This is a genomic window from Xanthomonas campestris pv. badrii (assembly GCF_012848175.1).
Lineage (GTDB): Bacteria > Pseudomonadota > Gammaproteobacteria > Xanthomonadales > Xanthomonadaceae > Xanthomonas > Xanthomonas campestris_C.
On the sequence record NZ_CP051651.1, the window covers coordinates 3713410 to 3737687 of the forward strand.

A 24278-nucleotide genomic window follows, 5' to 3' on the forward strand; every position below is an offset into this window, starting at 1 on the left:
AATGATCGCAGAAGCGGCCGCTTGCCGGCAGTGCGTATTCAGGCGCCCACCCGTCCAGCGCCGCGCTCCAAAGCCCTGGCAGACCTGGATCACACGGGTGCGGCGCTACGGCGCTCGCCGAAACGTGCAGGAAGCACACGCAAGACACCGCTGCCGCCCGCACTCGCGGTGCATACACCTGCAAGCACCGGCCGCCCCCCACACCATGGGCGCCTGCTAGCCGTGACAGTCGGCGCCGGGTGCCGTGGCATCCACGCAGGTATGTGCGGCCTTGGTGATCCCGCGCAGGGCGCGGATCTGGCCCGGCAGCAGCGCGAACTGGTCCAGGGTCCGGCGTGCGCAGCCCGGTGCCGGCGTCCTGCTGCCCGAGGCGGCAGCCGGGCAGTGTTCTTCGTACACCAGGTAATGGCATTGGCCGCTGCTGCTGGCCAGGCAATGCACGTTGGTCTCGGTGTCGGTGACCAGGGTCTTGCTGAAGATCACGTCGCGGCCATCGCTGATGGCGCGGGTGATCGAGGTGGTGCCGGTGCGTTCGTGGCAGCCGGCCAGGGCAAGCAGGCAATAGACCAGGGAGGCGAGCAGGCGCATGGAGGCAGTCCTTTCAGTCGATGCGAACGGGGGAATTACATGCCGCGGAACAGGCTCATGAAGGGCTGGCTGACGGTGAGCGTCTCGCTGCGGCCGCGCAGCTGCAGCCGGCCCTTGCCGGTGTCGTCGCGGATCACCGAGGCCACTGCCTTCATGTTGACGATGGTCGAGCGATGGATCTGCTTGAACACCTGCGGGTCGAGTGCGTCGAGCAACTCGCGCAGCGGGGTGCGCAGCACCGCTTCGCCGGCGGCGGTCATCACCGTGGTGTATTTCTGGTCGGCCTGGAAATAGGCCACCTCCTCCAGTGCGATCAGGCGCGTCTCGCGGCCGCTGCTGGCGGTCAGCCAGGCCAGCGGCGCCGGCGCATTGGCGGCGGCCGGGCGTGCGGACAGGCGCTGCAGCAAGGCATCCAGCAGGCCGCCATCGGGCTGGCCGGCGGCGGCGCGCTGCTGCACGCGCTGCCAAGTGGCCCGCAGGCGCTGCCGGCTGATCGGTTTGAGCAGGTAGTCCACCGCGCCGTGTTCGAAGGCATCGATGGCGTACTGGTCGTAAGCGGTGACGAACACCACCTGGGTGCGCGGACTGACCTCGCGCATCGCGCGTGCCACCTCGATGCCGGTCAGCCCGGGCATGCGGATGTCCAGGAACACCACATCCGGTTGCTGGGTGGCGATGGCCTCCAGTGCGCTGGCGCCGTCTTCGCACTCGCCCACCACCTGCAGCTGCGGGCACACCTCGGCCAGCAGCGCCAGCAGCGACTGCCGCAGCAGCGCCTCGTCTTCGGCAATCACTGCACGCAGCGCGCTCATGCCTGCACCTTTGCGATGGAAACCGCAGCCTCGGGCAACGGCGGCGGTTGCCGCACGCCGCCCACAAGCGCGGCCGGCAGCGGCAGGGTGATGGTGGCCGCCACGCCGCTGGGAAAATTGGAGACGATGGCAAAGCTCGCCTGGTCGGCGTAGATCAGCTGCAGGCGCTCGCGCAGATTCTTCAGGCCGATGCCGGTGCCATGGCTGTGCGTGTTGAAACCCTGGCCGTCATCGGCCACCGTCAGCGTGGCCTGGTTGTCGAGACGGCGTGCCAGGATCCACACGGTGCCGCCGCCGGGCTTGGGTTCCAGCCCGTGCTTGATGGCGTTCTCCACCAGCGTCTGCAGCATCATCGACGGCAGCGCCAGGCTGCGCAGCTCGTAAGGCACTTCCACCTGCAGCGCCAGCCGCGCGCCCATGCGGATGCGCAGGATCTCCAGGTAGGCCTGGGTGCGTTCGAGTTCTTCGCCCAGGGTGGAGGTGGCATCGTCGGCGCTGGGCAGCGAGCGGCGCAGGTACTGGATCAGGTGCCCGATCATGATGTCGGCGCGCGGCGGATCGGTCCGCGCCAGCACCTGCGCGCTGGCCAGCGTGTTGTAGAGGAAATGCGGCTCCACCTGGGCATGCAGCAGGTTCAGCCGCGCCACCGCCAGCTCCTTTTCCATCACCGATTGCTCCACCGCCGCCTGCTCGTCGCGGCGTTGCTCGCCAACCCGGCGTACCACTGCGCGGTTGATCGCCTCGGCGTTCTCGTAGTTGCTGCCTTCGTCGACCGCAAACAGGTCCACCCACGCACCGGCATCCGGCTCGCACAACACGGTGACGCTGCTGGTGCCCTGCCCCGGGGTGATCGTCGCCAGCACCTGGTTGTGGGTGATGGCAAAGCGCGCGAACAGATTCCAGCGCGAGGGCTTGCGGCCTTCGTACGGGTCGATGCGACGCACCCGTGCGCGGATCAGCAGGCTGCCCGGCGCGCACTCGATGTCCTGCACGCGCGGCAGCGCGCGCACCGCCTCTTCCACCACCGCGAAACTGGCCCGCGCTTCCAGCGGCACTTCGATCTGACGCCGCTGGCGCGTGGACAAGGTGTCGTGATCCAGCCGCCCGGCGATCAGGCGCACGCGCCGCACATGGGTGATCGCGCTCATCAAGGCCAGCGTCAGCAACACGATGCAGGCCAGCCCGAAGAACGCGCCGGTCGAGCCGAACAGCTGCGCCCACATGATCGCCGCCACTACCAATGCGCCAGCCCAGGCGAACACGAGACGCACGATCAGAAAGACGCTGGCAGACACGGACAAGGCGCTCGTTGAGTGGACGGGAGCGAGCATAGCCGCCGCGCGTGGCGACGACAGCCCCAGGCGACGAATGGCCGCCCAAGTGACCTCAAACGCCGGATTCGGCGGACGAAATCGGGCACCCCCGGCAACCTGCGGGCGTGGCCGCGTCGCGGTTGCCGGCGCGCCTGCCCGGCGCAACCGTACCGCACTCCAGGCGTTACCATCGGGGCCTGCGTGGAAGCGCCGCTGCGCACCAGCTGCCTTGGCCACCTCCATCCTCACTCCCGGAAAATCGCATGCACCGACGTCATTTCCTGCACAGCGCCGGGCTTGCGCTCGCGGCTGCTTCGACGGGCAGCTGGGCGGCCACCGGCAAGACGGGCATCGCGCCGTCTGCGGCCGTGCCCGCACCCCAGGCGCCGACAGCCGTGCCTCTACCGTTTGCCGCCGCACCGCCGCTGCTGCCGATGCGTGCGTCGGTCGATCGCATCATCGCCATCGACGGCTGCACCCGGCCGTTCCGCGCGCAAGGCCCGCGCATCGAAGCCGAACGTATCGGCCGCAAGACGGTGGTGCACAACTACGGGCATGGCGGCAGCGGCTGGTCGCTGTCCTGGGGCGCTGCAGAGCATGCCCTGCGGCTGGTGCGCGGCGCCGATGCGAACGCACGCGAACTGGCGGTGATCGGCTGTGGCGCAATCGGGCTAACCACCGCGGTGGTGGCGCAACGTGCGGGCCTGCGCGTGCGCATCTATGCGCGCGAGCGCCTGCCGGACGTGCGCTCGTTCTATGCCACCGGGGTGTGGTCGCCTGATTCGCGGGTTTGCACCAGCGCGTACGCCGACGCCGATTTCAAGACCCGCTGGGAAGAGATGGCGCGGATCTCCTTTCGCCGGTACCAGACCCTGCTCGGTCTGCCCGGCGAGCCGATCGAATGGCGCGACGGCTACGTGTTGTCGGACCTGCCGTTCGACCAACCAATCGCATCGGCCGAAGCGCACGAACCGGACTATCCCCCGCTGGAACGCACGCTGCTGCGCGACCTTGGCCCCCGTTCGCAGCCACTGGCGGCCGGCAGCCATCCGTTCCCGGTGCCGTTCGTGCGCCGCTATGGCCAGCTGACCTTCAACATCAGCGCCTACGCGCGCCTGCTGATGGACGACTTTCTGCGGGCCGGCGGCGAGCTGTACACGCGCAGTTTCGAAGACCCGCGTCAGTTCGGCCAGTTGCACGAAAAGATCCTGGTCAATGCCACCGGCTACGGCGCGCGCGCCCTGCTGGGCGATACGAGCGTGATCCCGGTGCGCGGGCAGACCGCACGCCTGATCCCGCAACCGGAGGTCAGCTACGGGCTGGTCTGGCGCGGGCATAACCTCAATGTGGTGCCGCGCCGCGATGGATTGCTGGTGCAATCGCAAGGTGCCAACGACTTCAACAATGCCGATGCCACGCCCGACCGCGCCGCCAGCGAAGCGGCTGTGCGCGAGTTGGCGCGTTTGTTTCCCACTGCCTGAGGCAGCGCACGCCTAGCGATCTTCCAGCGAGGCCTGCAGCGCGTGGGCCACTGCGGCATCGCCACTGACCAGGTCGTCCCAGCGCAGGCGCACGCCCTTGCGCCTGCCCTTTTCCATCAGCTTCAGGCCCTGCGGGTCGATCAACAGGGTGTAGGCCTGGTCGCCGATATGAAGCTCGCGGCGTAGCGGTTTATCCAGGGGTGTCATGCAGCGCCTCGTATCTGACGGTGATGCGGTGTTGTAGCGCATTCGCGCGTTGGCTTGCAGCCGCTCACTGCAACTGCGTGGGTGCCGCCCTGCACGATGGCGTGATGCCTGCATGCATCGCCAGCACGCTTGCGTTCGTTGAACAGCAAGCACCTGCGGCCGCGCTACGGCACAGGCCGTTGTCGCATCGGGATCACCGTATGCACCGATCCCGCTAACACGCGCGCCGCTAGCGTAGCGATCACGCAGCACCGCCTCGTCGGGCACGCGCTTCCATCGCAGTCGATCGCGACGGACTCATGCCTTGCGGTGCTGCCAGCAACTCAGCCCGCGGTGTGGTGAACGCGGCCGAAGAGGCGCCCTCCCACGCGACGTTGTCGTGTTTCCCTTTCGACCAACCCAGGAGTGACCCATGGCGATCAAGACCGTCGAAGAATTGTTTATCCACGAACTGTCGGACATCTACAGCGCCGAAAAGCAGCTCACCAAGTCGCTGCCGCGCCTGGCGCGCGCCGCCAGCGAGCCGAAGTTGAAAGAAGCCTTCGAAACCCATCTGGAAGAAACACAGGGCCAGATCGAACGGATCGACCAGGTGGTCGATGTGCTCGGCATCAAACTCAAGCGCATCAAATGCGCGGCGATGGAAGGCCTGGTGGAAGAAAGCCGCGAGGTCATCGACGAGATCGAGGCCGGCCCGGTGCGCGATGCCGCACTGATCGGTGGCGCGCAAAAGGTTGAGCATTACGAAATCGCCTCGTACGGCACCATCGCCGCCATCGCCAAACAACTTGGGTACGCCGATGCGTTGCCGCTGCTGTTGGCGACCTTGGAAGAAGAAAAGGCGACCGACGAAAAGTTGACCCTGCTTGCCGAGCAAGGCGGCAATCAGAAGGCATCCAAGGCCAGCAAGGCGGCCTGATCCCTCAGCGGGACGCCCCCCGTCCCGCGTCGTCCGCGCCTGTGCGGACGCACTCAACAGCCAAAGCCCCAGTTTCTGCCCGCTCCCTGAGCGGTTGTAGTTGCCAGGCGCCAGCCATGGAGCACCTTTTATGTTCATGCACAACAAGCGGTTGATGTATACCGTCCGCGTTGCCCAGCCAAATCCGGATCTGGCCACGCTGATGCTCGAGCAGTTTGGCGGACCGCAGGGCGAGCTCGCCGCTGCGATGCGCTATTTCACGCAAGCGTTAGGCGAGGACGATCCGGGCCGCAAGGATCTGCTGTTCGACATCGCCACCGAAGAACTGAGCCATCTGGAGATCATCGGCTCCATCATTGCCATGCTGAACAAGGGACCCAAGGCGGTATTGTCCGAAGGCATGGAAGAAGCGATGGCAATGCGTTCAATGACGCAGAACAGCACCAGCCACACCCAGCAGATCCTGTATGGCGGTGGGCCGGCGCTGGTCAATTCCAGCGGGGTACCGTGGACGTCAGCCTACGTCGACAGCATCGGCTGCCCAACGGCCGACATGCGTTCCAATATCGCCGCCGAAGCCCGCGCAAAGCTCGTCTATGAGCGACTGATCACTGTTACCGACGATCCTGGGATTGTGGATGCGCTGCGCTTCTTGATGACGCGCGAAGTGGCGCATCAGAAATCCTTCGAAAAGGCGTTGTATTCGATCGAACCCAACTTTCCCCCCGGAAAGCTGCCCGGCGATCCGCGTTTTACCGACACCTACTACAACACCTCGCAAGGCGAGGGCGACATGGTTGGCCCCTGGAATTCGGGCGCACAGTGGGAGGTCGTCGCCGACCGCGAGCAACAGGCAGCGGTGGATGGCGGAGATGGTTCGGCCACGGTGGCGCTGGATAAAAGCCAGCTCGGCGCGTTGGACGCGATGTCGCTGCGGTTGCAGTCCAACCCGGAGCTGGATCGTGTGACCGGCGCGGACCTGGGCGCGGGCCCGGGCGCCGGCTCCACCACCGGGGACATTCAACGCTGAGACCAACAGGTCGCGCGCGCACCATAGGCCCGGGTCTACGAGACCCGGGCTTTTTCTTGGTCGCATGCAGGATCGGCCTGAGCAATCGAGCCACGTCTAGCATGCAGTCGCAGGATCATTACGAGAAAGCAACGACTGGATCCAGGGCTGGATCCAGCCGCAACGCGTCGTAGCCGTCACGCCGCGGACGCCGCCGCGTCACCGAGCATTGTCCAAGCGGAACGTCACCATCAGCGCGGCCACGGCGATAGCGATGGCTTGGAGGAAGGCGAACTGGTCCTGAAGGCAACCAGCACCGCACCCAAGCTCCGATCCGGGCTTTCGTGCTTGCGCATCAAGCTTCAGTGTGCCGACACCATCTGACCAACAGCGACGAACAAACCGCGTGCGCCCGTCACCAGGGCTGACGCGAGGAATCGGCACAATGGCATACGCACACTGCATGCTCCAGGCGCGCCTGTCCACACCACCCGATGACTGCCCGTTACGTGCTATCAGCCGTTCTAAAAGCGAGTCGTAGACGCTGCGCGCGCTCGGCCGGGCCACTCCTGCTGCCGCACGGCTGCTGCAGTGCGTCGTTCCAACCGCCAGGGATCAAGCCGACGTAGCGCCTCGCCACCGCCCAGCTGCAGCCATTGCTGCACGTCACCGTCGATGCACAAGGGGCGATACGTCGGCATGCCGGCAGAGGCCACCACCAGGATCGAGAATCCGGTCTGCAGGCGTCCGCCGACGTCCATCACATTGCGCAGCCCTGCGGCATGTACTGCTTCCCCATCCTGGCTCAACCAGGTGGCCGACGTCCCGTCCGAGGAAAGCGCACAAACGAACCCGCAGATCGGGATTGCGCAGCGTTGGGTTTCCCAGATGGCGACGTCGATGCCATCCATACGGCCCGGTTCCTGGACATGGACCGGACGCAGCTGACCAGGCGACCGTCGCCCGAACGTGGCACGTTCATCGCGGTTTCCGCCACGACCGCCAACCAACACGTCGGCCTCGGCACCGACCTCGACTTCGATCCATGCATTACCGGTCACACCGGCAGACAATTGAAGAATACGCGTAATCATGACCGCTCCACGATGCATCTCGATGACACCCATCGAGTACGCACAATGCGAGCCAAGTTTTTGCGATGGTGAACTGCCTTGCATTGCAGCGATCACCGGCAGTGGAACATGCCATGCCTGCGACACGGCGGCCGAATAGGTCGCGTTATCTGCACCGGTGCGCAGATTTTTCCGTGAAATTCCAGATCGGCGTCAGAATCTGCACCAGATGCCCGGTGAGCGGCCTGCTGTCCGTGCATGCACTGCACAGTGCAGCTTCAGGCGAGGTGGCATGCAGAGCCCGTGGCGCGTGCACGGCTGCCGGCGGACGCGCTGTCAGCGTCCGGCGCATTGATCGGTCGTGCCACCACAGCGCGCAGCGAGGTCGTCCGCCCGCCGTCGCAAACCCCATAGGAACGTATGCCACTACCCGCGCCTCATCCCCGCAGCGGGTGGAGCGGCAACTGGATCCTGCATTCCAGCCGTGTATCGGTGAGTTCGTAACAGGTCTGTGCGCCATGGCTATAAGGCAAGGCCTTTTCGATCAGGCGCCGGCCAAAGCCTCCCGCTTCATCGCGATCCTCGCGCAGCTGCTGGTTTGCGCCTTCTTCGATCCATTCCAACGCCAGCTGCGCCGATGCATCGTCGCCAGCGACCACGCTCCAACGGATCGTCAAGCGGCCGGTATCGACCGCCAGCGCACCGTACTTGAGCGCGTTGGTTGCGAGCTCGTGCAGGGCCAGGGCCAAGGTCTGCACGGTGGACTTGCGCAAGGCGACGTCGGGGCCTTCCACCACGATACGCCGGTGCTCCGGCTCTGCACCGAGCGCGGCCAGCTCCATGCGCAGCAGCGCACCGATGGTGGTCGGCTCGTTCTCCGATTGCGACAACAGACCTTGCACGCGTGACAGCGCCGACAGGCGGTCTTCGAACTTGATGGCGAAATCGGGCATGCCCTGGCTGGTCTGCATGGTTTGTTTGGCCACCGATTGCACCACCGTGATCAGGTTGCGCGTGCGGTGCTGCAGTTCGGTCACCAGCACGCGCTGCTGCTCCTGCAGGCGGCGCAGATTGTCCGATTCGGTGGAGGTGCCCAGCCATTCCAGCACCTGCCCGCGCTCGTCGAGTACCGGCGCGCTACGCGTATGGAACCACCGGTAACCCTGTTCGGTCGCATTGAACAGCCGGTGCTCGATGTCCAGTCCGCCGCTGGCCGCACTATCCAGCCATGCGTCCATGGTCGACTGGCGTTCGTCCGGGTGCACCGCCTGCAACCAACCCAGCTCCAGGCTGTCGACATCGCTCTGGCCGGTGTAGCTCGACCATTGCGGGCTGGACCAGGTCCAGCGCCCACCATCGAGCGAGCGCCACACCAGCTGCGGGATGCCCTCCATCAAGGTGCGCAGGCGTTGCTCGCTACTGCGCAGCGCGCGCTCGGCGCGCGTGAGCGGAGTCACGTCCATGAACGTCAGCACCGCACCGCCGATGAAATTATCCACGGTACGGTATGGCAACACGCGCACCATGTAGCGCGCGTGCGTGCTTGGATTCTCGACCTCGCGATCGAGTACGGCCAGGGTACGGATCACCCGGCGCGCGTCGTCCTGCAGGTCGTCGTAGTCCACATGCAGTTTGATATGACTGATCGGGCGATGGATGTCGCTCTCCACCAACGGCAGGATGTCGGTGACGGCGGGTGTGAAGTTGGTCACGCGCAATTCGTTGTCGAGAAAGACGGTGGCGATCTGGGTGCTTTCCAGCAGGTTCTTCAAATCGCTGTTGGCATGCGCCAGCTCCTGTACGCGATGGGCCAGCTCGCCGTTGACGGTGGTCACTTCCTCGTTGACCGACTGCAGCTCTTCCTTGGAGGTTTCCAGCTCCTCGTTGGCGCTCTGCAGCTCTTCATTGAGTGACTGGTATTCCTCGTTGGAGGACTTGAGCTCCTCATTGGTACTCTCCAGCTCCTCGATCATCGACTGCAGGCGCTCACGGGTGATACGCAACTCGTTTTCCAGCACCTGTACGTGGCCGCTGTCGTGCACGCTATCGCGCGGTGCCGGCAGCTCCACTGGATCGCGCGCCTCCACTTCCTGAAACAGCACCACGTAGCCGCGTGGAACTTCCGCATCGGACGTTGGCTCGACGAACAGGTTCACCGCCCAGGTCGCGGCGTCTTCGTGTACCTGGATGCCCTTGACGTGCACCGGCGAGCGGTCCGCCTCGGCGCGGCTGAGCGCACTACGCAAATCCAGGCGCAAATCGCGATGAATCAGGTTGAGCAGGTTGAGGCTGGGCGTGCCGCCCCCCGGACGGATGAAGCGTCCCGCCTGCGAGGAAAAGTGCAACACGTCGAACTGCTCGTCCAGTACCGCATAGGCAGGCGCGTAACGGTCGGCGATGCGCTCGCCGGCGCGCACCAGCGCATTGCTGGAATTGCGCTGCCGCTGCGGGGGTGCCGGCGTCTGGCCCGCTACGGCCAATTGCATGGTGGGGAAGGTGGCGTGCACGTTGCTGTCGGCATCGATGCGCTGAAACACCCGGAAGCTGCGCTCTACCGGCGTAAACAGCTGCGCGTGCCGCGACACGTTTTCCGCATTGCCCAGGAACAGATAACCGCCGGGCCGGATGGCGAAATGAAAGATCGGGATCACCCGATTCTGCAGCTCGGCATCCAGATAGATCAGCAGATTGCGGCACGAGACCAGATCCAGCCGCGAGAAGGGCGGATCCTTGACGATGCTGTGCTGGGAGAACACGCACAACTCGCGCAACTCCTTGCTCACCACATAGGTGTCGCCCTCCTTGACGAACCAGCGCCGCAGGCGTTCCGGCGCTACCTCGCCCACGATGCTGGAGGCATAGCGTCCTACGCGCGCGGTGGCCAGCGCACGCCCGTCGATATCGCTGGCGAAGATCTGGATGCGCGGCGCTGTGTCCAGCGTTTCGGCATGTTCGCGCAGCAGCATCGCCAGCGAATAGGCTTCTTCGCCGGTGGAGCAGCCCAGCACCCAGACGCGCAGGCTGTCGCCGGTGTGCTTGCCCTGGAACAACCGCGGGATCACCTGCTGCTCCAGGAATTCGAACTCGCGACGGTCGCGGAAGAATTTGGTCACGCCGATCAGCAGATCGTTGAATAGCTGCAACGGCTCGTCGAAGCGATTGCGCAGGATCTCCAGATACTGCTCCAGCGTTGCCACCTGCGCCACCTGCATGCGTCGTTGCACGCGGCGCAGGAAGGTGGCGCGTTTGTAACCATGAAAATCGTGACCGGTGGTATTGCGCAGGATGCCGGCCACCTGGCTGAGCTTGTCGTTCTCGCTGCCGTTGCGCACGCCTACCGGCGCCGGATGACCGAAGCCGTGATGACGCTGCATGTGCGCCGCGATGCGCGCAGCGACCTGGGGCAGTGGCAGGATGTCGTCGGTGATGGCGGCAGGGTTGCTGGCGCTGCGCAGATCCAGTCCATGCAGCGCGGCATCGTCCACGGCCAGCGCCAGGCCGCCGCATTCGCGGACCGCCGCGGTGCCCAGCGTGCCGTCTCCGTCGAGGCGCCCGGTAATCAGGCCGATCACATTGCCGTCCTGGTCGTGCGCCATCGATACGAAGAAGCTGTCGATCAGGCCGTGGTCGCTCTCGCCGCCAGGCAAGCTACGCAGGCGGATGCGGCCCTCTTCCAGCGTCACCACGGTATTGGCGGGCGGCAGATAGAAGCGCCCCGGTTGCAGCCGATCGCCATCGCTGGGCACCGCCAGCAGCGCGGCCTGTTTGCCGAGCAGTTCGCGCAGACGCGCCTCATCCAGCAGCTGGCGGTCGCGCAGCAGCAGCATGACGGCCAGATTCGACGCCCCTGCAACGGCATCGAGCAATTCCGCAAGGCGGCTCGCATCCATGCCGGAGGCGCCCACCCCAAGGACGAACAAGGCGGGCTGAGTCGTCGCGTCGGGCGCGCGGTCGTGGGGGAATGCCTGGTCGTCGGTCATGGGGCAGTGCCGGTTGTGCGCTAGAGCCGAATGCAGCCGGCGATGATGGCGCAAAGCGCGCCAGACCGCCACGCAATGCCCCTGCTGCAGCGGCCACGCGGCACCAGACGGCATTGGAAGCGCCTGCTTACGCGCCCTGTTAACCTGCACCGGGGGCACCATAGCGATGCGCGCACTCCGCTGCGCTTGCCGCCCTGGAGCTCGCCATGCACGACAACGCACCCAAGCGCCGTTGCATTCTCGTTGTCGAAGACGATTATCTGCTGGCCGAATCGCTCAACGACTTACTTGTGGAAGCTGGCGTGCGCGTAGTGGGTCCGGTCGGCAATGTCGCAGACGCGCTTTCGCTGATCGCATCGGGCCAAGCCATCGACGGCGCTTTGCTGGATGTCAATGTGCGTGGCCAGGCGGTATTTCCGGTGGCCGACGCCTTGATGGAGCGCGGCGTGCCGTTTTCGTTCTGCTCGGGCTACGACCGTCACACCTTGCCCAAACGCTTCGCACATCTGTCCTATTGCATGAAACCCTACAACCCGCACACGATCGCCAGCTTGCTCGGCCAGCAGGCGGCGTCGATCGCTCACTGATCGGCGCTGGCCGGGCCCACGGCATCTGCGGATGCTTCTATTAACCGCTGCAGGGCGCGCTCCTCTTCGCCCAGCAGGTTGAGCAGCTCGACTGCCGACTGATGTGCGTTGCGTAGCGTTTCCAACGGCTTGGACGATTCGTCGCGCAGTGCGTACAGCGCAAAGCCCATCACGTTGAGACGGTTGCGCAACTGGTGCAGCAACTCGCGCCGATGACCGCGCCCTGGATCAGACACTACGCATCCTTGTCACTGAGCCGGTTGTGCAATGTGCGTACGCTGATGCCCAACTCGCGCGCAGCCGCCTTCTTGTTGAAGCGCGTGCGTGCCAGCGCCGATTCGATCATGGCGTCCTCGGCCTGGCGCATGGTCCAGCCGGCAGGAATCAGCAAGCCGTCTTCGGCGGCCTGCGGTACGGTCTGCTCCACCTCCGGCGCGCTCAGCAGATCGCCATCCGATCGCAGATACAGATAATGGATGAACGAGCGTAGCTCGCGCACGTTGCCCGGCCAGGCGTGATAGGCCAGGTAGCGCAGTAGCGATTTGGTCGGCAGCTTGCGCTTGCCGTACTTGACGTTGAGTTCGTCGATCACGCGCAGACCCAGCACGCGCGCGTCGCCGCGGCGGTCGCGCAGCGGTGGCACCTGGATCGGGTACTCGTTGAGTCGGTAGAACAGGTCCTCGCGCAGCACCGCCTGCTCGCGCTGCACATGCTGATGGGTCGCGGCAACCACACGCGCGTCAAGTGGAATCTCTTCGTTGCCACCAACCCGCATGAAGCTGCGCGATTCGATCGCACGCAGCAGGTAGACCTGCAGGCGCTTGGGCATTTCGCCAATTTCATCCAGGAACAAGGTGCCGCCGGCCGCCTGTTCCAGAAACCCCGCATGTCGGCGATCGGCACCGGTGAAGCTGCCACGCTCGTGGCCGAACAGCTGGCTGGCCAGCAGTTCTTCCGGAATTGCACCGCAGTTGACGGGCACGAAGCGACCGCGACGGCCGGACACCCGGTGGATGGCACGCGCCACCAGATCCTTGCCGGTACCGGTCTCACCGGTCACCAGCACATTCAGATCGGTCGGCGCCACGCGCACGATGTCCTTGCGCAACATCGCGATGCTGTCGCTATTGCCGATGATGCCCAGGTTGCCCTGCTGCGCCTCGCGCAAGCCGCCGAGCACACGCTCCAGGCGTTCCGGTGCGAAGGGCTTGGTCAGGAACTCGCTGACGCCAAACTGTTGCGCGCGCCCCTGGGTCTCGTAGGCGTAGTCGCCCGAGACCACTACGATCTGCGGGGTATGGTCAGGGTCCAGCCGTTCGATCAGGTCGAAGCCGCTGCCGTCGGGCAGGCCGACGTCCACCACCAGCAGGTCCGGGAAGTTGCTGTCCAGCCAACGGCTGGCCTCGCCCAGGGTGTGGATCCCCTTGGCGCGGAATCCGCTATCGGTGGCGAGCTCCACCACCTGATCGCAGAACTCCACGTCGTCGTCGATGATGGCGCAGGAAAGACGGTCCATGAGCGCTTCTGTCCGCAATGACTAGTACATGTTCAGTTGAGAATTGTGACGGCCGCGCGAAGCCGCGCTTGCCTGTCACTACGAGAATGGATGCGCAACCATCATGTCGATGATCGGGACGGCACTCTTCCCCCTAGTCGAGTTCGCCGTGTGGGGTGTGCTCGCAGTACGCACGGACGGCCGGTAATTTGCCAGTGCCAAGCGTCATGGTCGGGCTCGGCAACCGCATCGGGACTGTCGAAACGCCAAGCAGCGCAAGGTTTCGCGTGACTCGGCCGGCAGTTTTTCTTGAACCCGGTCGCCAACCAGTTAACGGATCAGGTCGCTTCGCTGTTGCATCGCAACCGGACCGTACATGGCTCGAGGACCGAGCCGAGCGCGAGTTGCCGCCGATGAATGCGATGCAGGCGCTTCATCAACAGCCTACGGCGTGGATGTGCAGAGCGCGTGTACATTGTGCTCACAGCACCGTTCTTTCAGGGGGTCAACACTCGTGGAAAAGCAACTGACCATGGTGCCTTATGCAAGCAGTAACTGACCCTCGCCTGGCTGATGTCCAGGACGAACTGGACTATTGGCGCCAGCAGCATCGACGCGGCCAGCTTGGCTATCACCCGTTCGAGGGCGTTCCGGAGGGGACGGTACGCGCCGTCTGCGAGGCCTATAACGCGCACCCGCAGTTGAGTGAGCAGGACGCCATCAGGGAGGTGCGTCAGTCGCTGTGCCTGACTCCCGGGTCGATGCATGCACACCTTGCCGACTGGCTGGCTCCCCGTTGCCTGCGGCATCTGCGCTCACCATAGGCCGGCGTGCGAGATACGCCGATGCAGCGCACACCCAGGTCTGGCGTGCGCCCGATCCAGCCGCAAGCGCTCCGCAGTGTCGGCCGGTGCATCGGGTCACGCTTTTCTGCGCTACATGCGCGCACGCTTGACGCTGCCAGCATGGGTCAGCGTTCGACGCCACTCACGATCGAACGCACGTGACCCACTGATCGGTACTGCCGGCACCGCCCTGCTGCAGCCGCACTGACCTAGCCCGTTGCCACCGTCACTGCGCTCACGCGCGCTCAGTCCTGGGAGATCCACGTGGAAGCGCTGCTGCTGTCCCGTATCCAGTTCGCCTTCGTCATTTCGTTTCACGTGCTGTTCCCCGCCTTCACCATCGGGCTGGCGAACTTCCTGGGCTTTCTGGAATGGCGCTGGCTGCGCACGCACGATGAGGTATGGAAGCGGCTGTATTTTTTCTGGCTGCGGATCTTTGCCGTGTCCTTCGGCATGGGGGTGGTCAGCGGCATCGTGATGGCCTTCCAGTTCGGCGCGAACTGGCCGGAACTCAGCCGCATCGCCGGCAGCGTGATCGGGCCGCTGCTGAGCTACGAGGTGCTCACCGCGTTCTTTCTGGAGGCCAGCTTCCTGGGGGTGATGTTGTTCGGTTGGGGCCGCGTCTCGGAACGGCTGCATTTCTTCGCCACCTGCATGGTGGCGATCGGCACGCTGGTCTCCACGTTCTGGATCCTGTCGTCCAATAGCTGGCTGCATACGCCGCAGGGTTACGCCATGCTCAACGGGATCGTGCAGCCGGTGAGCTGGACGCAAATCATCTTCAACCCCTCGTTTCCGTATCGCCTGGTCCATATGGCGCTGGGTTCGTTCATCACCACTTGCTTCGTGATCGGTGGCGTGGGCGCCTATTACCTGCGCAAAGGCGTGCATGTGGATGCGGCTGCGCGCATGTTGCGGCTGGCGGTGGCCTTTGCAGCCATCGTGTTGCCGATCCAGATCCTGGTGGGTGACCAGCACGGCTTGAACACGCTCGAACATCAGCCGCTCAAGGTGGCGGCGATGGAAGCGCACTGGCATCGCGCCGGTGCCGGTGCCGGCGTGCCGCTGGTGGTCTTTGCACTGCCCAATGCCGAGGCCGAGCGCAACGACTATGAAGTGGCGATCCCGCGTCTGGGCAGCCTGATCCTGACCCACAGCACCGACGGCGATATCACGCCGTTGACCTCGGTGCCGCGCGATCGGCGGCCGCCAGTGGCGCCGGTCTTCTTCGCATTCCGCATCATGGTCGGGCTGGGCGTGGCGATGTTGCTGCTGGCCTGGCTGTCTGCCCTGGCATGGTGGCGTGGACGACTGCATGCGCCGGCCCTGGTGCTGGCCTGGAATGCCATGCTGCCGGCCGGCTTCATTGCCCTGGTCGCCGGCTGGTTCGTCACCGAGATCGGCCGCCAGCCGTGGGTGATCTACGGGTTGCTGCGCACCGCCGATGCGGTGGGCCCGCAATCGACGGTGACCGTTGCGGTGTCCCTGCTGGTGTATCTGCTGGGCTACGCCTTCGTGTTCGGTTTCGGCATCTGGTATCTGACCAAGCTGGTGCGCAGCGGCCCGCAAGCCAGCCGCGATGGCCCGGACGTGGCCGGTGGCGAACATACGCCGGCACGCCCGTTGTCGGCCGCAGATACATCCCTGGAACAGGAGAACACACCATGGAACTGAGCTACTGGTTGCCGGTGGTGTGGTTCGGGGTGATCGGCTTCGGCGTGCTGATGTACGTGGTCCTGGATGGCTTCGTGCTCGGGCTGGGCATGCTGGCGCCGTTCGCCCGCGACGAGCAGGAAGTGGACCTGATGATGAACACGGCCGCGCCGATCTGGGACGGCAACGAGACCTGGCTGGTGCTAGGCGGCGCCGGCCTGTTCGCCGCCTTCCCGACAGCATATGCGGTGATCCTGTCGGGGCTGTATCTGCCGGTGCTCCTCATGGTGATGGCGCTGGTGTTTCGCGGCGTGGCGTTCGAATTCCGCTTCAAGGCGCATCGATCGCGGCGGCTGTGGACGCTTTCGTTCATTGGCGGATCGATCCTGACCGCATTCGCGCAAGGCATCATCCTGGGCGCGCTGGTGGAAGGGATGCCGCTGGAAAATGGCCGCTACACCGGCGGCGTGTTCGGCTGGTTCAGCCCGTTCACCATCCTCACCGGTGCGGCGCTGGTGTTCGGCTATGCGCTGCTTGGCAGCACCTGGCTGATCCTCAAGACCGAGGGCCGCACCCATACGCTTGCGCGGCAGCTGACCAAGCCGCTGGTCGGTGTGGTGGTCACTTTTGTTGTCCTGGTCAGCGCCTGGCTGCCGTTCCTGAGCTCGCACGTGATGGCGCGCTGGTTCGAACACGGCAACTTCTGGTGGCTGTCGCCAATACCGCTGGTCACTGCCGCGGTGGCGTTGGCGCTGTGGCGCAGCAGCGACAGCTCGCGCAGCGACGCCGCGCCCTTCCTGCTGACGTTGGCGATCTTCGTCCTGGGCTTTATCGGGTTGGTGCTGGGCATGTGGCCGTATCTGGTGCCACCGAGCTTTACGATCTGGCAGGCTGCCTCGCCGCCTTCCTCGCAGATCTTCCCGATGGTGGGGCTGATCGTGTTGTTGCCGCTGGTGCTCGGCTACACGGTCTGGTCGTACCGCGTGTTCCGCGGCAAGATCGCCGCCGATGTTGGATATCACCATCATCACTGAGTGGCGCTGGCCATGATTGCGGTGGTCGGCGCTGTGCGCGTGGTCACGCATAGAAGCTGCAGACCCGGCACCCTCTCAATAGCTGCAGTTACCAGGGGCGCCCGCATCCGCAGACGTGCCCTGGTAGCTGGCCTCAACGCTTTTCGGAGCCATCAGGTCGCTCGTAATCGTTCTCGGGATCGGCCTTATTGACGTCACGATCTTCATCGGGCATGTCATGCACCTTCCAGTCGGCGCGCTCGTTGCGCTGTTCCTGTGGCGTAAACGGCTTTTGCTGGTCCGACTCGGGACCCCACGGCTTCTTCGGTTCGCTTCCCATCTCGCTCTCCTGAGTTATTGATGACCCACCCTAGGTCGGCGCGCATTGCACGGCAGTGAACGATGCCGCGCGATGGCGTGAATGCCGCACGTGGCGATCGCTCAGCCGCCGGTCTGCGCATGCGGCGCCTGCACCGGCTTGGACTGCGGCGAGCCCTTCTGACGCAGCCAGATGGTCAGCACAACCAGCGCGAACACTGCCAGGAATTCGCTCTGCCAGTTCTGCATCGACTCGAACCAGAAGCTGGCGTCGGTTAGGTGGTCGAGCACGCTGATCGGAGGCAAGCCCTTCTGCGCGCGCTCCAACAGCTCCAGGCGCCAACTTCCGATCAGATGCAGCAAAAAACTCATCAGGAACAACAGCCCGAAGGCGATCGCCAGCGAGTGTTCGTAAAATCGCAACCACCAGCCGCCGGCACGTACTGGCCAGGGCGCCTTGCCCGGGTCGATCCGCTCGGGTTGCTGCGCGGGATCCAGCGGGCCCGACTCCGCCGAGCCTACCTGACGCAGTTTGACAGTCAGCAGCACGTACATGCCCATCTGCAGGAATTCGCTCTCCCAGTTTTCGAACAACGCCGACATGAAATGCGGGCTCTGCAGATAGGCGGCCAACCGCAACGCCGGCAGACCCTGCTCTGCAAGCTCCTGGTTGTAGGCATGCAGCCCCGCGTAGATCTGGGCCCCAATGAACAGCAGGGTCAGCGCGAGCAGGCACAGCGACAGCCCATTGCGACGTAAGAACATGGCGATCCCTCCCAACAAGGCGGGCAGTATCGAGCGTTGGCGGAAACGTCGCATGAAATGCGGATAGCCCATGCGCGTCCCGTGGTAATCCACCTAAAACGTACGCCCTGCAGCCACGTACAAGCACACATGGCGGCGACATTGTCTATCCCGCACGTTTACGTCTGCCCAACCACACTGGTCCTCCTCGACATCAGGAGACGACCATGCCCGTACCTACCTATCCGCACCCGCCCTTCAAGCCGCAGCAGCAGGATTTCCCTGGCCGCACCGAGCGCATGGACCCACGCCCGGACCATGGCGAAGACAGCTATGTCGGCCATGGTCAGCTGAAGGGCAAGCGTGCGCTGATCACAGGTGGCGATAGCGGCATCGGTGCCGCGGTGGCGATTGCGTATGCGCGCGAAGGTGCGGATGTGGCCATCGCCTACCTGCCCACCGAGCAGGAAGACGCTGCCAAGATCGGCTCACTGATCGAAAAGGCCGGCGTGAAGGCGTTGCTGGTAGCGTGCGACATCAGCGACGAGCACCAGGCCCAGGCGCTGATCGAACAGGTGCGGGATGTCTTCGGTGGCCTGGATATCCTGGTCAACAACGCGGCTTATCAAGCGTATTACCAGCGTTTCGAAGACATCACCATGGACGAATGGCGCAAGACATTCGACACCAACATCCATGCCGCCTTCCACCTGGTGCGCTTGTCGGTCCCGCTGATGTCCGGCGGCGGCTCCATCATCAATACCGCCTCGGTGCAGTCCAAAAAACCGACGCCCAATATCCTGCCTTACGCCGCCAGCAAGGGAGCGCTGGCCAATCTCACCATTGGCCTGGCGGGCGTTCTCGCCGAGAAGCAGATTCGTGTCAACGCAGTGCTACCGGGGCCGATCTGGACACCCTTCATTCCGGCCGGCATGGACGAGGAGTCGGTGCAGAGTTTCGGTGAGCAGACTCCCATGGGCCGCCCGGGACAGCCTGTAGAACTGGCATCGGCGTATGTCATGCTGGCAGCCGATACCGCAAGCTACACTTCCGGAACCTTGCTGACGATTTCCGGTGGTGCAGTGACCTTGTAACCGGCGCCAGGCATTGATCGCGTCACCGCGGCCCACTTTGCTCTGCAAGCGAAGTGGGTCTTTGTGTTTTCAGCGAGGGTTAGCCGACAAGAAAAAAACGCGAGGCTCCTTGGCGCCGGCAACTGCAGGCGGCCATCGGAAAGTTCATGTGGCATCGCAGGGGTTTGGTGCCAGGGATGAGCCGCAGGCGTGGAAGGCAGGCAATCAGCGTTGCGTGCTTTATGCGATTACCCACTTGCTGGATCCGAGTACTCGCCGTTGTCAAGGGTTATCAACTGGTCTTATCGGTAGTCGGTCCATGAGTTGAATCATTGCGCGCCGGCGCGGCTTGTCGCCTGCACTTCCATCCGCCGAGGCAGCTGGAATCGACCACCAACACGTTCCATGGAACGGATGAGATCGTACCCGCGCACTCCATCTGAATGCGGAGACGTCATGGCGTGCAGACCATCCCATCGACCTCATCACCGGACACTGCACGGCGTGTCACCACCAGTGACACGCCGTGTTTGAAGACTTCAATGCGGCTGGCTCTGCTTCGCGCGCAGGGTCTTCGCGTGTTCCAGATGCTCGGCAATCGTCGCGCGCATACGCTGCAGCTCCTTGCCAAGATCGCTGGAGCCCGGCTCGCTGCTGAGCTGCGTATCGAGCTGGGAGAGCGCACGCTCGTGGCTGGCGACGCTGGCCTGCAGATACTGGGTCTGGAACGCCTGGCCATGTAATTGCTCGAGCTGTTTGCGCGTACCTTCCGAGCGGGCCGCCGCAGCCTGGGCCTGTGAGCCGGTACGATCAGGCGCAAAGCGGCTGAGGTCGGTCAAGGCAGCGCTGTGCGCCTCGTCCATCTTGCGGGCGAATTCCAGCAACGGACCGTCCACGCCCTTGACCACCGCCAACTGAGCCAGGGTGCGCTCCTGCTCGTTGAAGAGTGCTAGCGCACCAAGCGCCTGCTTGCGTTCGGCAGGTGCACCGTCTGTATTCCGCAACGGGTCGCCATGCGGTGGCGTCGTGCCACGGGCAGCGACGTCCTGGCGATCCTGTAACACGGCCTGGGTGCGTGGCGCCTGGGTGGCCTGCTCCTGGCGACGCTGCCACGCCTTGTAAGCGACGTAGCCCACCGCGCCTGCAGTCACCATTCTGAAAAGTCCCATCGTTGCCTCCTGTGATTGGCCCTGAAGCGTTGAGATGAAGTGGATGCGGATGCGCTGCCGGTAACAGCAGTGCGTTCGGTGAGGGTGCGAGCGCACGGGTTATCCAGGCGTGACCTGGGCATCAACGCGGCGTCGGCGCAGTGCCGCATGCACATCGCACGCACGCTGCGCACTGATCGGCTTAACACGCTGATGCCAACACTGACCGCCGTCGCCGTGACTGCAACGGCTTTACTGGAGTTCGCCATGCTTGCCCTCAACTATCACGGTTCTCGCGACGTGCGGGTCGAAACCGTCCCCGACCCGGTGCTGGTCGAACGCGACGACCTGATCCTGCGCGTGACCGCCACGGCCATCTGCGGCTCGGACCTGCATCTGTATCGCGGGAAGATTCCGGACCTACGGCAAGGCGACATTCTCGGCCATGAATTCATGGGCATCGTCGAGGACGTTGGCCCGGACGTGACCGCGGTGAAGCGTGGCGACCGCGTGGTGATTCCGTTCGTGGTGGCCTGCGGGCAGTGCTTCCACTGCATGTTGCAGGAGTTCTCTGCCTGCGAAACCACCAATACCGGCAAGGGCGCCGCGTTGAACCACAAGGATATTCGCCCGCCGGCAGCCCTGTTCGGCTTCAGTCACTTGTATGGCGGCCTCTCTGGCGGCCAGGCCGAGTACGTGCGCGTTCCCAAGGCCAATATCGGGCCGCTGGTGGTGCCCGACGCACTGCATGACGAGCAGGTATTGTTCCTGTCCGACATCCTGCCAACGGGATACCAGGCAGTGATCGATGGCGGCGTCAAGCAAGGGTCCACGGTGGCCATCTTCGGCGCGGGCCCGGTTGGCTTGATGGCCGCGGCATGCTGCAGGATGCTGGGCGCAGAGCGCATCTTCATGGTCGACCGCCACGCATATCGGCTGGATTTCGCGTCCAAGGCGTACGGCGTGATCCCCATCAACTTCGATGAGATCGACGATCCGGCCGACGTGATCGTCTCGCAGACCGATGGCCGCGGCGTGGATGTCAGCATCGAGGCGGTCGGGTTCGAAGCCGAAGGCAGCACACTCGAAACCGCGCTGACCAACCTGAAACTGGAAGGCAGCAGCGGCGTCGCCATCCGCCAGTGCATTGCGGCCACCCGGCGCTGTGGCGTGGTCAGCGTGCCTGGCGTCTATGCAGGCTTCATCCACGCCTTCATGTTCGGCGATGCATTCGACAAGGGATTGAGCTTCAAGATGGGTCAGACCCATGTGCAGAAACACATGCCGTATCTGCTGGAACGTATCGGCAATGGGGAGCTCAAACCCAGTGCCATCATTTCGCACCGCATGTCGCTGGCCGATGCCGCGCGCGGTTACGAAATTTTCGACAAGAAACAGGATGACTGCCGCAAGGTCGTACTGACGCCGTAGACGCTTGCAGCTACTGCCCCACGCCCCGAAAGTGGGGTCGGTGCAGTAGCTGCTGTGATGTGTCCTAGCCTGGTGGTATCCAGTCCCACGTAGTGACGACCTTAGGCGCTACTCCCGCTGCGAAGGCGAGATGCAGTCGGCCATTGCCGCCGGCCGCTGCCCCGCAACAACCCCTGCTGTACTCACCGCATTGCTGGATCATCCCCGTCATCAGTCCAGCGGTTTAGCGGGTACGAACGGCGATACAGGATCGCTGGCGGGAAATGTTTCTTCTACCGCCTCGTCCTGCAATGCATCCTGCTTGGCGTGCTCGTCCTGGGTTTTTTCTTGCGCGCTGTGGGATACGCGGCCGTCGATGCGATGCGTGGTCATGCCGATCTCCTGATCTGTGTTGATGCACCACACACTACGGCGCACCAACGATGGCAGAGGTGAATCCTGCCTTCGCATCGATACGACAAAGCCAACGCATACAGGTATGCACTTCAACGGTTGCTCGCCTGAACACCGGCGCGTCGCGTGCTGCACGCATCCGCCGATTGCGTACCAATCAAGTCTGCATAAGCGGCCACACACGCGCGACGGCGATCACCATCGCGGGACATGCACATCGCGATGGCGCAAGGGCAACTGCGACGCGGCTGCACGCGTGAGCAAGCGGTGACGCCAGCATCATTCACATCCATGCCCATCCAGGGTGTATGGTGCGCAGGCACCCGGGCTCCGGCGTGCCCTCACTCTACCTGGCCTTTTCCATCAAGACTCTCTGCGAACGCTGCGACGCCGTCTGTTGCCGGCTCACCGTCATGGTCGATCCATCCGACCGCATCCCACACCATCTGACCAGCGTGACGCCGGAAGGCTGGCACGTGATGGCGCGCGATGAGGAAGGCTGGTGCGTGGCCATCGACGCGGCACGCATGTGTTGCTCGATCTACGGCACGCGGCCGGCAATTTGCCGGCGTTTCGTCATGTCCGGCCCGTATTGCCGCGACGTGCGTGCTAGCTACGACGATCAACGCCGGCGGGGCATTCCCTTGACGCTGTACAACGCATGAGGATTCGCGATGAATAACTCCCGCCGCCAGTCGATGACCGTGAGCAATCAGCCGGGCAAGCCGCGCTTGGCCGAACAGCGCCTGGCCGCCGACCTGGAAGCGTTTCAGCAATCCGGCGGTGCGATCGAACGCCTGGGCGACACGCCGTTACGCCGTGACAAGAAGCGTGGCGCCGAGGGCGTTGCCACTGCGGTTGCCGCAAAACCCGCCGCCGAAACCGAATAAGACGCCACCCGCCGCTGCGCCGCACGACGTGGCAGCCCTGCGTTGACGAACGTGCAGTGCGGACGTCACTGGCGCGCTGCAGCTGGCTGCCGCCAGTAGCGGCACGCCAGCAAGTGCGCGGCGCCAGTTACAGCAGCTGTGCGCGGTCGATCGCGCCGAGCCGTTGCGCCAGTGAGGCCATCTCATTGGCCAGGTTGATCATGTTGCCGCCGGCCTGCGCCGCGATACCCATGATGCGTTGATACGCGTCCCAGAAGTCCGGTCCACGGCCATAGGCATCGTGGAACCCTTGCAGCTCCAAGACCAGCAGATCGGACACTTGCATGTCGGAGTGGTCCATTGTGTTACCTCGTTGGGGATTTCCCCGGCCCGCAGCGTATACCTGTTCAGCTTACAAAACCGGGGCAGTGGTGCGACAGCCGCCGTGAACCTGAATTGGTTACCCACACCAGGCCGCCTGAATGACGCCAGCCCAGGCGGATGAGACCTGCCCGCAACGGTGGCGCAAAGCGCCGAACGGCGCACATTCCCGTGTAAAATGCGCGGTCTTTGACCGGAACAATGGCGAAAGTTGCTCCACGGGCGCCCCTCTCGGGCCCGGCGTTCATTCGCCTGCTGGCACGCCTGAGCGACGCCCGCGTCGCCCAGTCCAACCATGCGCTGGCCGACCGGTTGAGCCAGTGGATCGACTGGACGCGCGCGGTGGCCGTCTCCAAGGCGCTGGACGGCAAGCTGCCCGACACCGCTGACCTGCCTGAGCCACGCCCACTGGATGCGCACGCGTGCGCACGCGTGCGTGCGGACCTGGCCACCAGCAGCGTGGCCGATCTGGATGCACTGGTCGCTCGCTTGCGGGCCGATACGCGCCGCGCTGCCGAATCGCAGCAAGCGCCCGCGCCGCCCGACTACGCCCCGTTCCGGCAGCACTACCTGGCCATGCAACGCGGCATGCGTACCGCCACCGGCGACCTGCGCGGACGGCTGCGCGACCTGCTGGCCCTGGTGTCGGCCGACATGGCACGGCTGGCCGAAGTGGACGCGGTGATGGAGCTGACCTTGAGTCCCCGCGAACAAGCCTTGTTGAACACCGTGCCGGGCCTGCTCGGGACGCATTTCGAACGCCTGCGCGACGCCGCGCATGCGCCTGGCTCAGCAGCCGACAGCGAGGCCGCGCCACGCGCGGTGTCCGATGGCTGGCTGGATATCTTCCGCAAGGACATGCAGAGCGTGTTGCTCGCCGAACTGGATGTTCGTTTTCACCCGATCGAAGGCCTGCTTGCAGCGCTTCGTACCCGCTAACTGGGAC

25 protein-coding genes are annotated in these 24278 nt (G+C 64.5%); 12 read left to right on the plus strand and 13 right to left on the minus strand.

Annotated elements, in window-relative coordinates; all coding sequences use genetic code 11:
* Positions 1-216 precede the first annotated feature (216 nt).
* The 3 genes from HG421_RS15655 to HG421_RS15665 are packed head-to-tail and all read right to left on the minus strand — an operon-like array spanning position 217 to position 2695.
* A complete protein-coding gene (locus HG421_RS15655) occupies positions 217-588 on the minus strand; it encodes a hypothetical protein (RefSeq protein ID WP_169707167.1) in 372 nt (123 codons plus the stop codon).
* 35 nt (positions 589-623) lie between these two features.
* Positions 624-1400: a LytR/AlgR family response regulator transcription factor gene (locus HG421_RS15660; RefSeq protein ID WP_169707168.1), complete on the minus strand. Its 777-nt coding sequence runs from the start codon at positions 1398-1400 to the stop codon at positions 624-626.
* Entirely contained in the window at positions 1397-2695 is a 1299-nt protein-coding gene (locus HG421_RS15665) for a sensor histidine kinase (RefSeq protein ID WP_169707169.1), read from the minus strand. Before HG421_RS15665 ends, HG421_RS15660 begins: the two co-directional genes overlap by 4 nt.
* 281 nt (positions 2696-2976) lie before the next feature.
* Here HG421_RS15665 and HG421_RS15670 point away from each other — a divergent pair, with 281 nt between their 5' ends.
* Positions 2977-4194, plus strand: a complete 1218-nt coding sequence (locus HG421_RS15670; RefSeq protein ID WP_169707170.1) for an FAD-dependent oxidoreductase — start codon at positions 2977-2979, stop codon at positions 4192-4194.
* Between the two features lie 12 nt (positions 4195-4206).
* Here HG421_RS15670 and HG421_RS15675 read toward each other — a convergent pair whose 3' ends face one another.
* Positions 4207-4401 (minus strand): hypothetical protein, encoded by a 195-nt coding sequence (locus tag HG421_RS15675; protein WP_169707171.1) that lies wholly within the window; start codon positions 4399-4401, stop codon positions 4207-4209.
* 412 nt (positions 4402-4813) lie between these two features.
* Between HG421_RS15675 and HG421_RS15680 the strand changes: the two genes are divergently transcribed.
* Positions 4814-5320 (plus strand): ferritin-like domain-containing protein, encoded by a 507-nt coding sequence (locus tag HG421_RS15680; protein WP_169707172.1) that lies wholly within the window; start codon positions 4814-4816, stop codon positions 5318-5320.
* Positions 5321-5450: 130 nt separating this feature from the next.
* Positions 5451-6350: a manganese catalase family protein gene (locus HG421_RS15685; protein ID WP_169707173.1), complete on the plus strand. Its 900-nt coding sequence runs from the start codon at positions 5451-5453 to the stop codon at positions 6348-6350.
* 503 nt (positions 6351-6853) lie between these two features.
* On the opposite strand, the gene HG421_RS15690 is transcribed toward HG421_RS15685, so the two are convergent.
* Together HG421_RS15690 and HG421_RS15695 are read right to left on the minus strand one after the other, a co-directional pair.
* Positions 6854-7423: a hypothetical protein gene (locus tag HG421_RS15690; protein WP_169708229.1), complete on the minus strand. Its 570-nt coding sequence runs from the start codon at positions 7421-7423 to the stop codon at positions 6854-6856.
* A 416-nt stretch (positions 7424-7839) separates the two neighbouring features.
* Complete coding sequence (locus HG421_RS15695; RefSeq protein WP_169707174.1) at positions 7840-11382, minus strand: CheR family methyltransferase; 3543 nt, start codon at positions 11380-11382, stop codon at positions 7840-7842.
* 206 nt (positions 11383-11588) lie between these two features.
* Here HG421_RS15695 and HG421_RS15700 point away from each other — a divergent pair, with 206 nt between their 5' ends.
* Positions 11589-11969, plus strand: coding sequence for a response regulator (locus tag HG421_RS15700; RefSeq protein ID WP_169707175.1), 381 nt, complete (start codon positions 11589-11591; stop codon positions 11967-11969).
* Here the strand turns inward: HG421_RS15700 and HG421_RS15705 are convergent.
* Both HG421_RS15705 and HG421_RS15710 read right to left on the minus strand, forming a co-directional pair.
* Positions 11963-12205, minus strand: a complete 243-nt coding sequence (locus HG421_RS15705; protein ID WP_169707176.1) for a hypothetical protein — start codon at positions 12203-12205, stop codon at positions 11963-11965. The two genes, HG421_RS15700 and HG421_RS15705, sit on opposite strands and share 7 nt — an antisense overlap.
* Positions 12205-13485, minus strand: coding sequence for a sigma-54-dependent transcriptional regulator (locus HG421_RS15710; protein ID WP_169707177.1), 1281 nt, complete (start codon positions 13483-13485; stop codon positions 12205-12207). Before HG421_RS15710 ends, HG421_RS15705 begins: the two co-directional genes overlap by 1 nt.
* Before the next feature lie 521 nt (positions 13486-14006).
* Here HG421_RS15710 and HG421_RS15715 point away from each other — a divergent pair.
* From HG421_RS15715 to cydB, 3 genes are all read left to right on the plus strand, one after another.
* Positions 14007-14288: a hypothetical protein gene (locus tag HG421_RS15715; protein WP_169707178.1), complete on the plus strand. Its 282-nt coding sequence runs from the start codon at positions 14007-14009 to the stop codon at positions 14286-14288.
* 285 nt (positions 14289-14573) lie between these two features.
* A complete protein-coding gene (locus HG421_RS15720) occupies positions 14574-15983 on the plus strand; it encodes a cytochrome ubiquinol oxidase subunit I (RefSeq protein WP_169707179.1) in 1410 nt (469 codons plus the stop codon).
* On the plus strand, positions 15974-16996 hold the full coding sequence (cydB, locus tag HG421_RS15725; protein WP_169707180.1) for a cytochrome d ubiquinol oxidase subunit II: 1023 nt from the start codon (positions 15974-15976) through the stop codon (positions 16994-16996). The genes HG421_RS15720 and cydB overlap by 10 nt, the downstream gene beginning before the upstream one ends.
* Positions 16997-17129: 133 nt before the next feature.
* On the opposite strand, the gene HG421_RS15730 is transcribed toward cydB, so the two are convergent.
* Both HG421_RS15730 and HG421_RS15735 read right to left on the minus strand, forming a co-directional pair.
* Positions 17130-17315 (minus strand): hypothetical protein, encoded by a 186-nt coding sequence (locus HG421_RS15730; RefSeq protein ID WP_169707181.1) that lies wholly within the window; start codon positions 17313-17315, stop codon positions 17130-17132.
* A gap of 101 nt (positions 17316-17416) precedes the next feature.
* Positions 17417-18058 carry a DUF6766 family protein gene (locus HG421_RS15735; RefSeq protein WP_169707182.1) on the minus strand — a complete coding sequence of 214 codons (642 nt, stop codon included), beginning with the start codon at positions 18056-18058 and terminating at the stop codon, positions 17417-17419.
* Between the two features lie 206 nt (positions 18059-18264).
* Between HG421_RS15735 and HG421_RS15740 the strand changes: the two genes are divergently transcribed.
* The gene (locus HG421_RS15740; RefSeq protein ID WP_169707183.1) at positions 18265-19131 is read left to right on the plus strand and encodes an SDR family oxidoreductase; all 867 of its coding nucleotides are present in this window, start codon (positions 18265-18267) and stop codon (positions 19129-19131) included.
* 518 nt (positions 19132-19649) lie between these two features.
* Here the strand turns inward: HG421_RS15740 and HG421_RS15745 are convergent.
* The gene (locus HG421_RS15745; protein ID WP_169707184.1) at positions 19650-20279 is read right to left on the minus strand and encodes a DUF4142 domain-containing protein; all 630 of its coding nucleotides are present in this window, start codon (positions 20277-20279) and stop codon (positions 19650-19652) included.
* 246 nt (positions 20280-20525) lie between these two features.
* On the opposite strand from HG421_RS15745, the gene HG421_RS15750 reads away from it, so the two are divergent.
* On the plus strand, positions 20526-21689 hold the full coding sequence (locus HG421_RS15750; protein ID WP_169707185.1) for a zinc-dependent alcohol dehydrogenase: 1164 nt from the start codon (positions 20526-20528) through the stop codon (positions 21687-21689).
* A 210-nt stretch (positions 21690-21899) separates the two neighbouring features.
* On the opposite strand, the gene HG421_RS15755 is transcribed toward HG421_RS15750, so the two are convergent.
* The gene (locus HG421_RS15755; RefSeq protein ID WP_169707186.1) at positions 21900-22061 is read right to left on the minus strand and encodes a hypothetical protein; all 162 of its coding nucleotides are present in this window, start codon (positions 22059-22061) and stop codon (positions 21900-21902) included.
* A 329-nt stretch (positions 22062-22390) separates the two neighbouring features.
* Here HG421_RS15755 and HG421_RS15760 point away from each other — a divergent pair, with 329 nt between their 5' ends.
* Complete coding sequence (locus HG421_RS15760; RefSeq protein WP_211161735.1) at positions 22391-22747, plus strand: YkgJ family cysteine cluster protein; 357 nt, start codon at positions 22391-22393, stop codon at positions 22745-22747.
* A gap of 9 nt (positions 22748-22756) precedes the next feature.
* A complete protein-coding gene (locus HG421_RS15765; protein ID WP_169707187.1) occupies positions 22757-22972 on the plus strand; it encodes a hypothetical protein in 216 nt (71 codons plus the stop codon).
* A 127-nt stretch (positions 22973-23099) separates the two neighbouring features.
* On the opposite strand, the gene HG421_RS15770 is transcribed toward HG421_RS15765, so the two are convergent.
* On the minus strand, positions 23100-23312 hold the full coding sequence (locus tag HG421_RS15770; RefSeq protein ID WP_029221119.1) for a hypothetical protein: 213 nt from the start codon (positions 23310-23312) through the stop codon (positions 23100-23102).
* A gap of 221 nt (positions 23313-23533) precedes the next feature.
* Between HG421_RS15770 and HG421_RS15775 the strand changes: the two genes are divergently transcribed.
* Entirely contained in the window at positions 23534-24271 is a 738-nt protein-coding gene (locus HG421_RS15775) for a DUF3348 domain-containing protein (protein ID WP_169707188.1), read from the plus strand.
* Positions 24272-24278 lie beyond the last annotated feature (7 nt).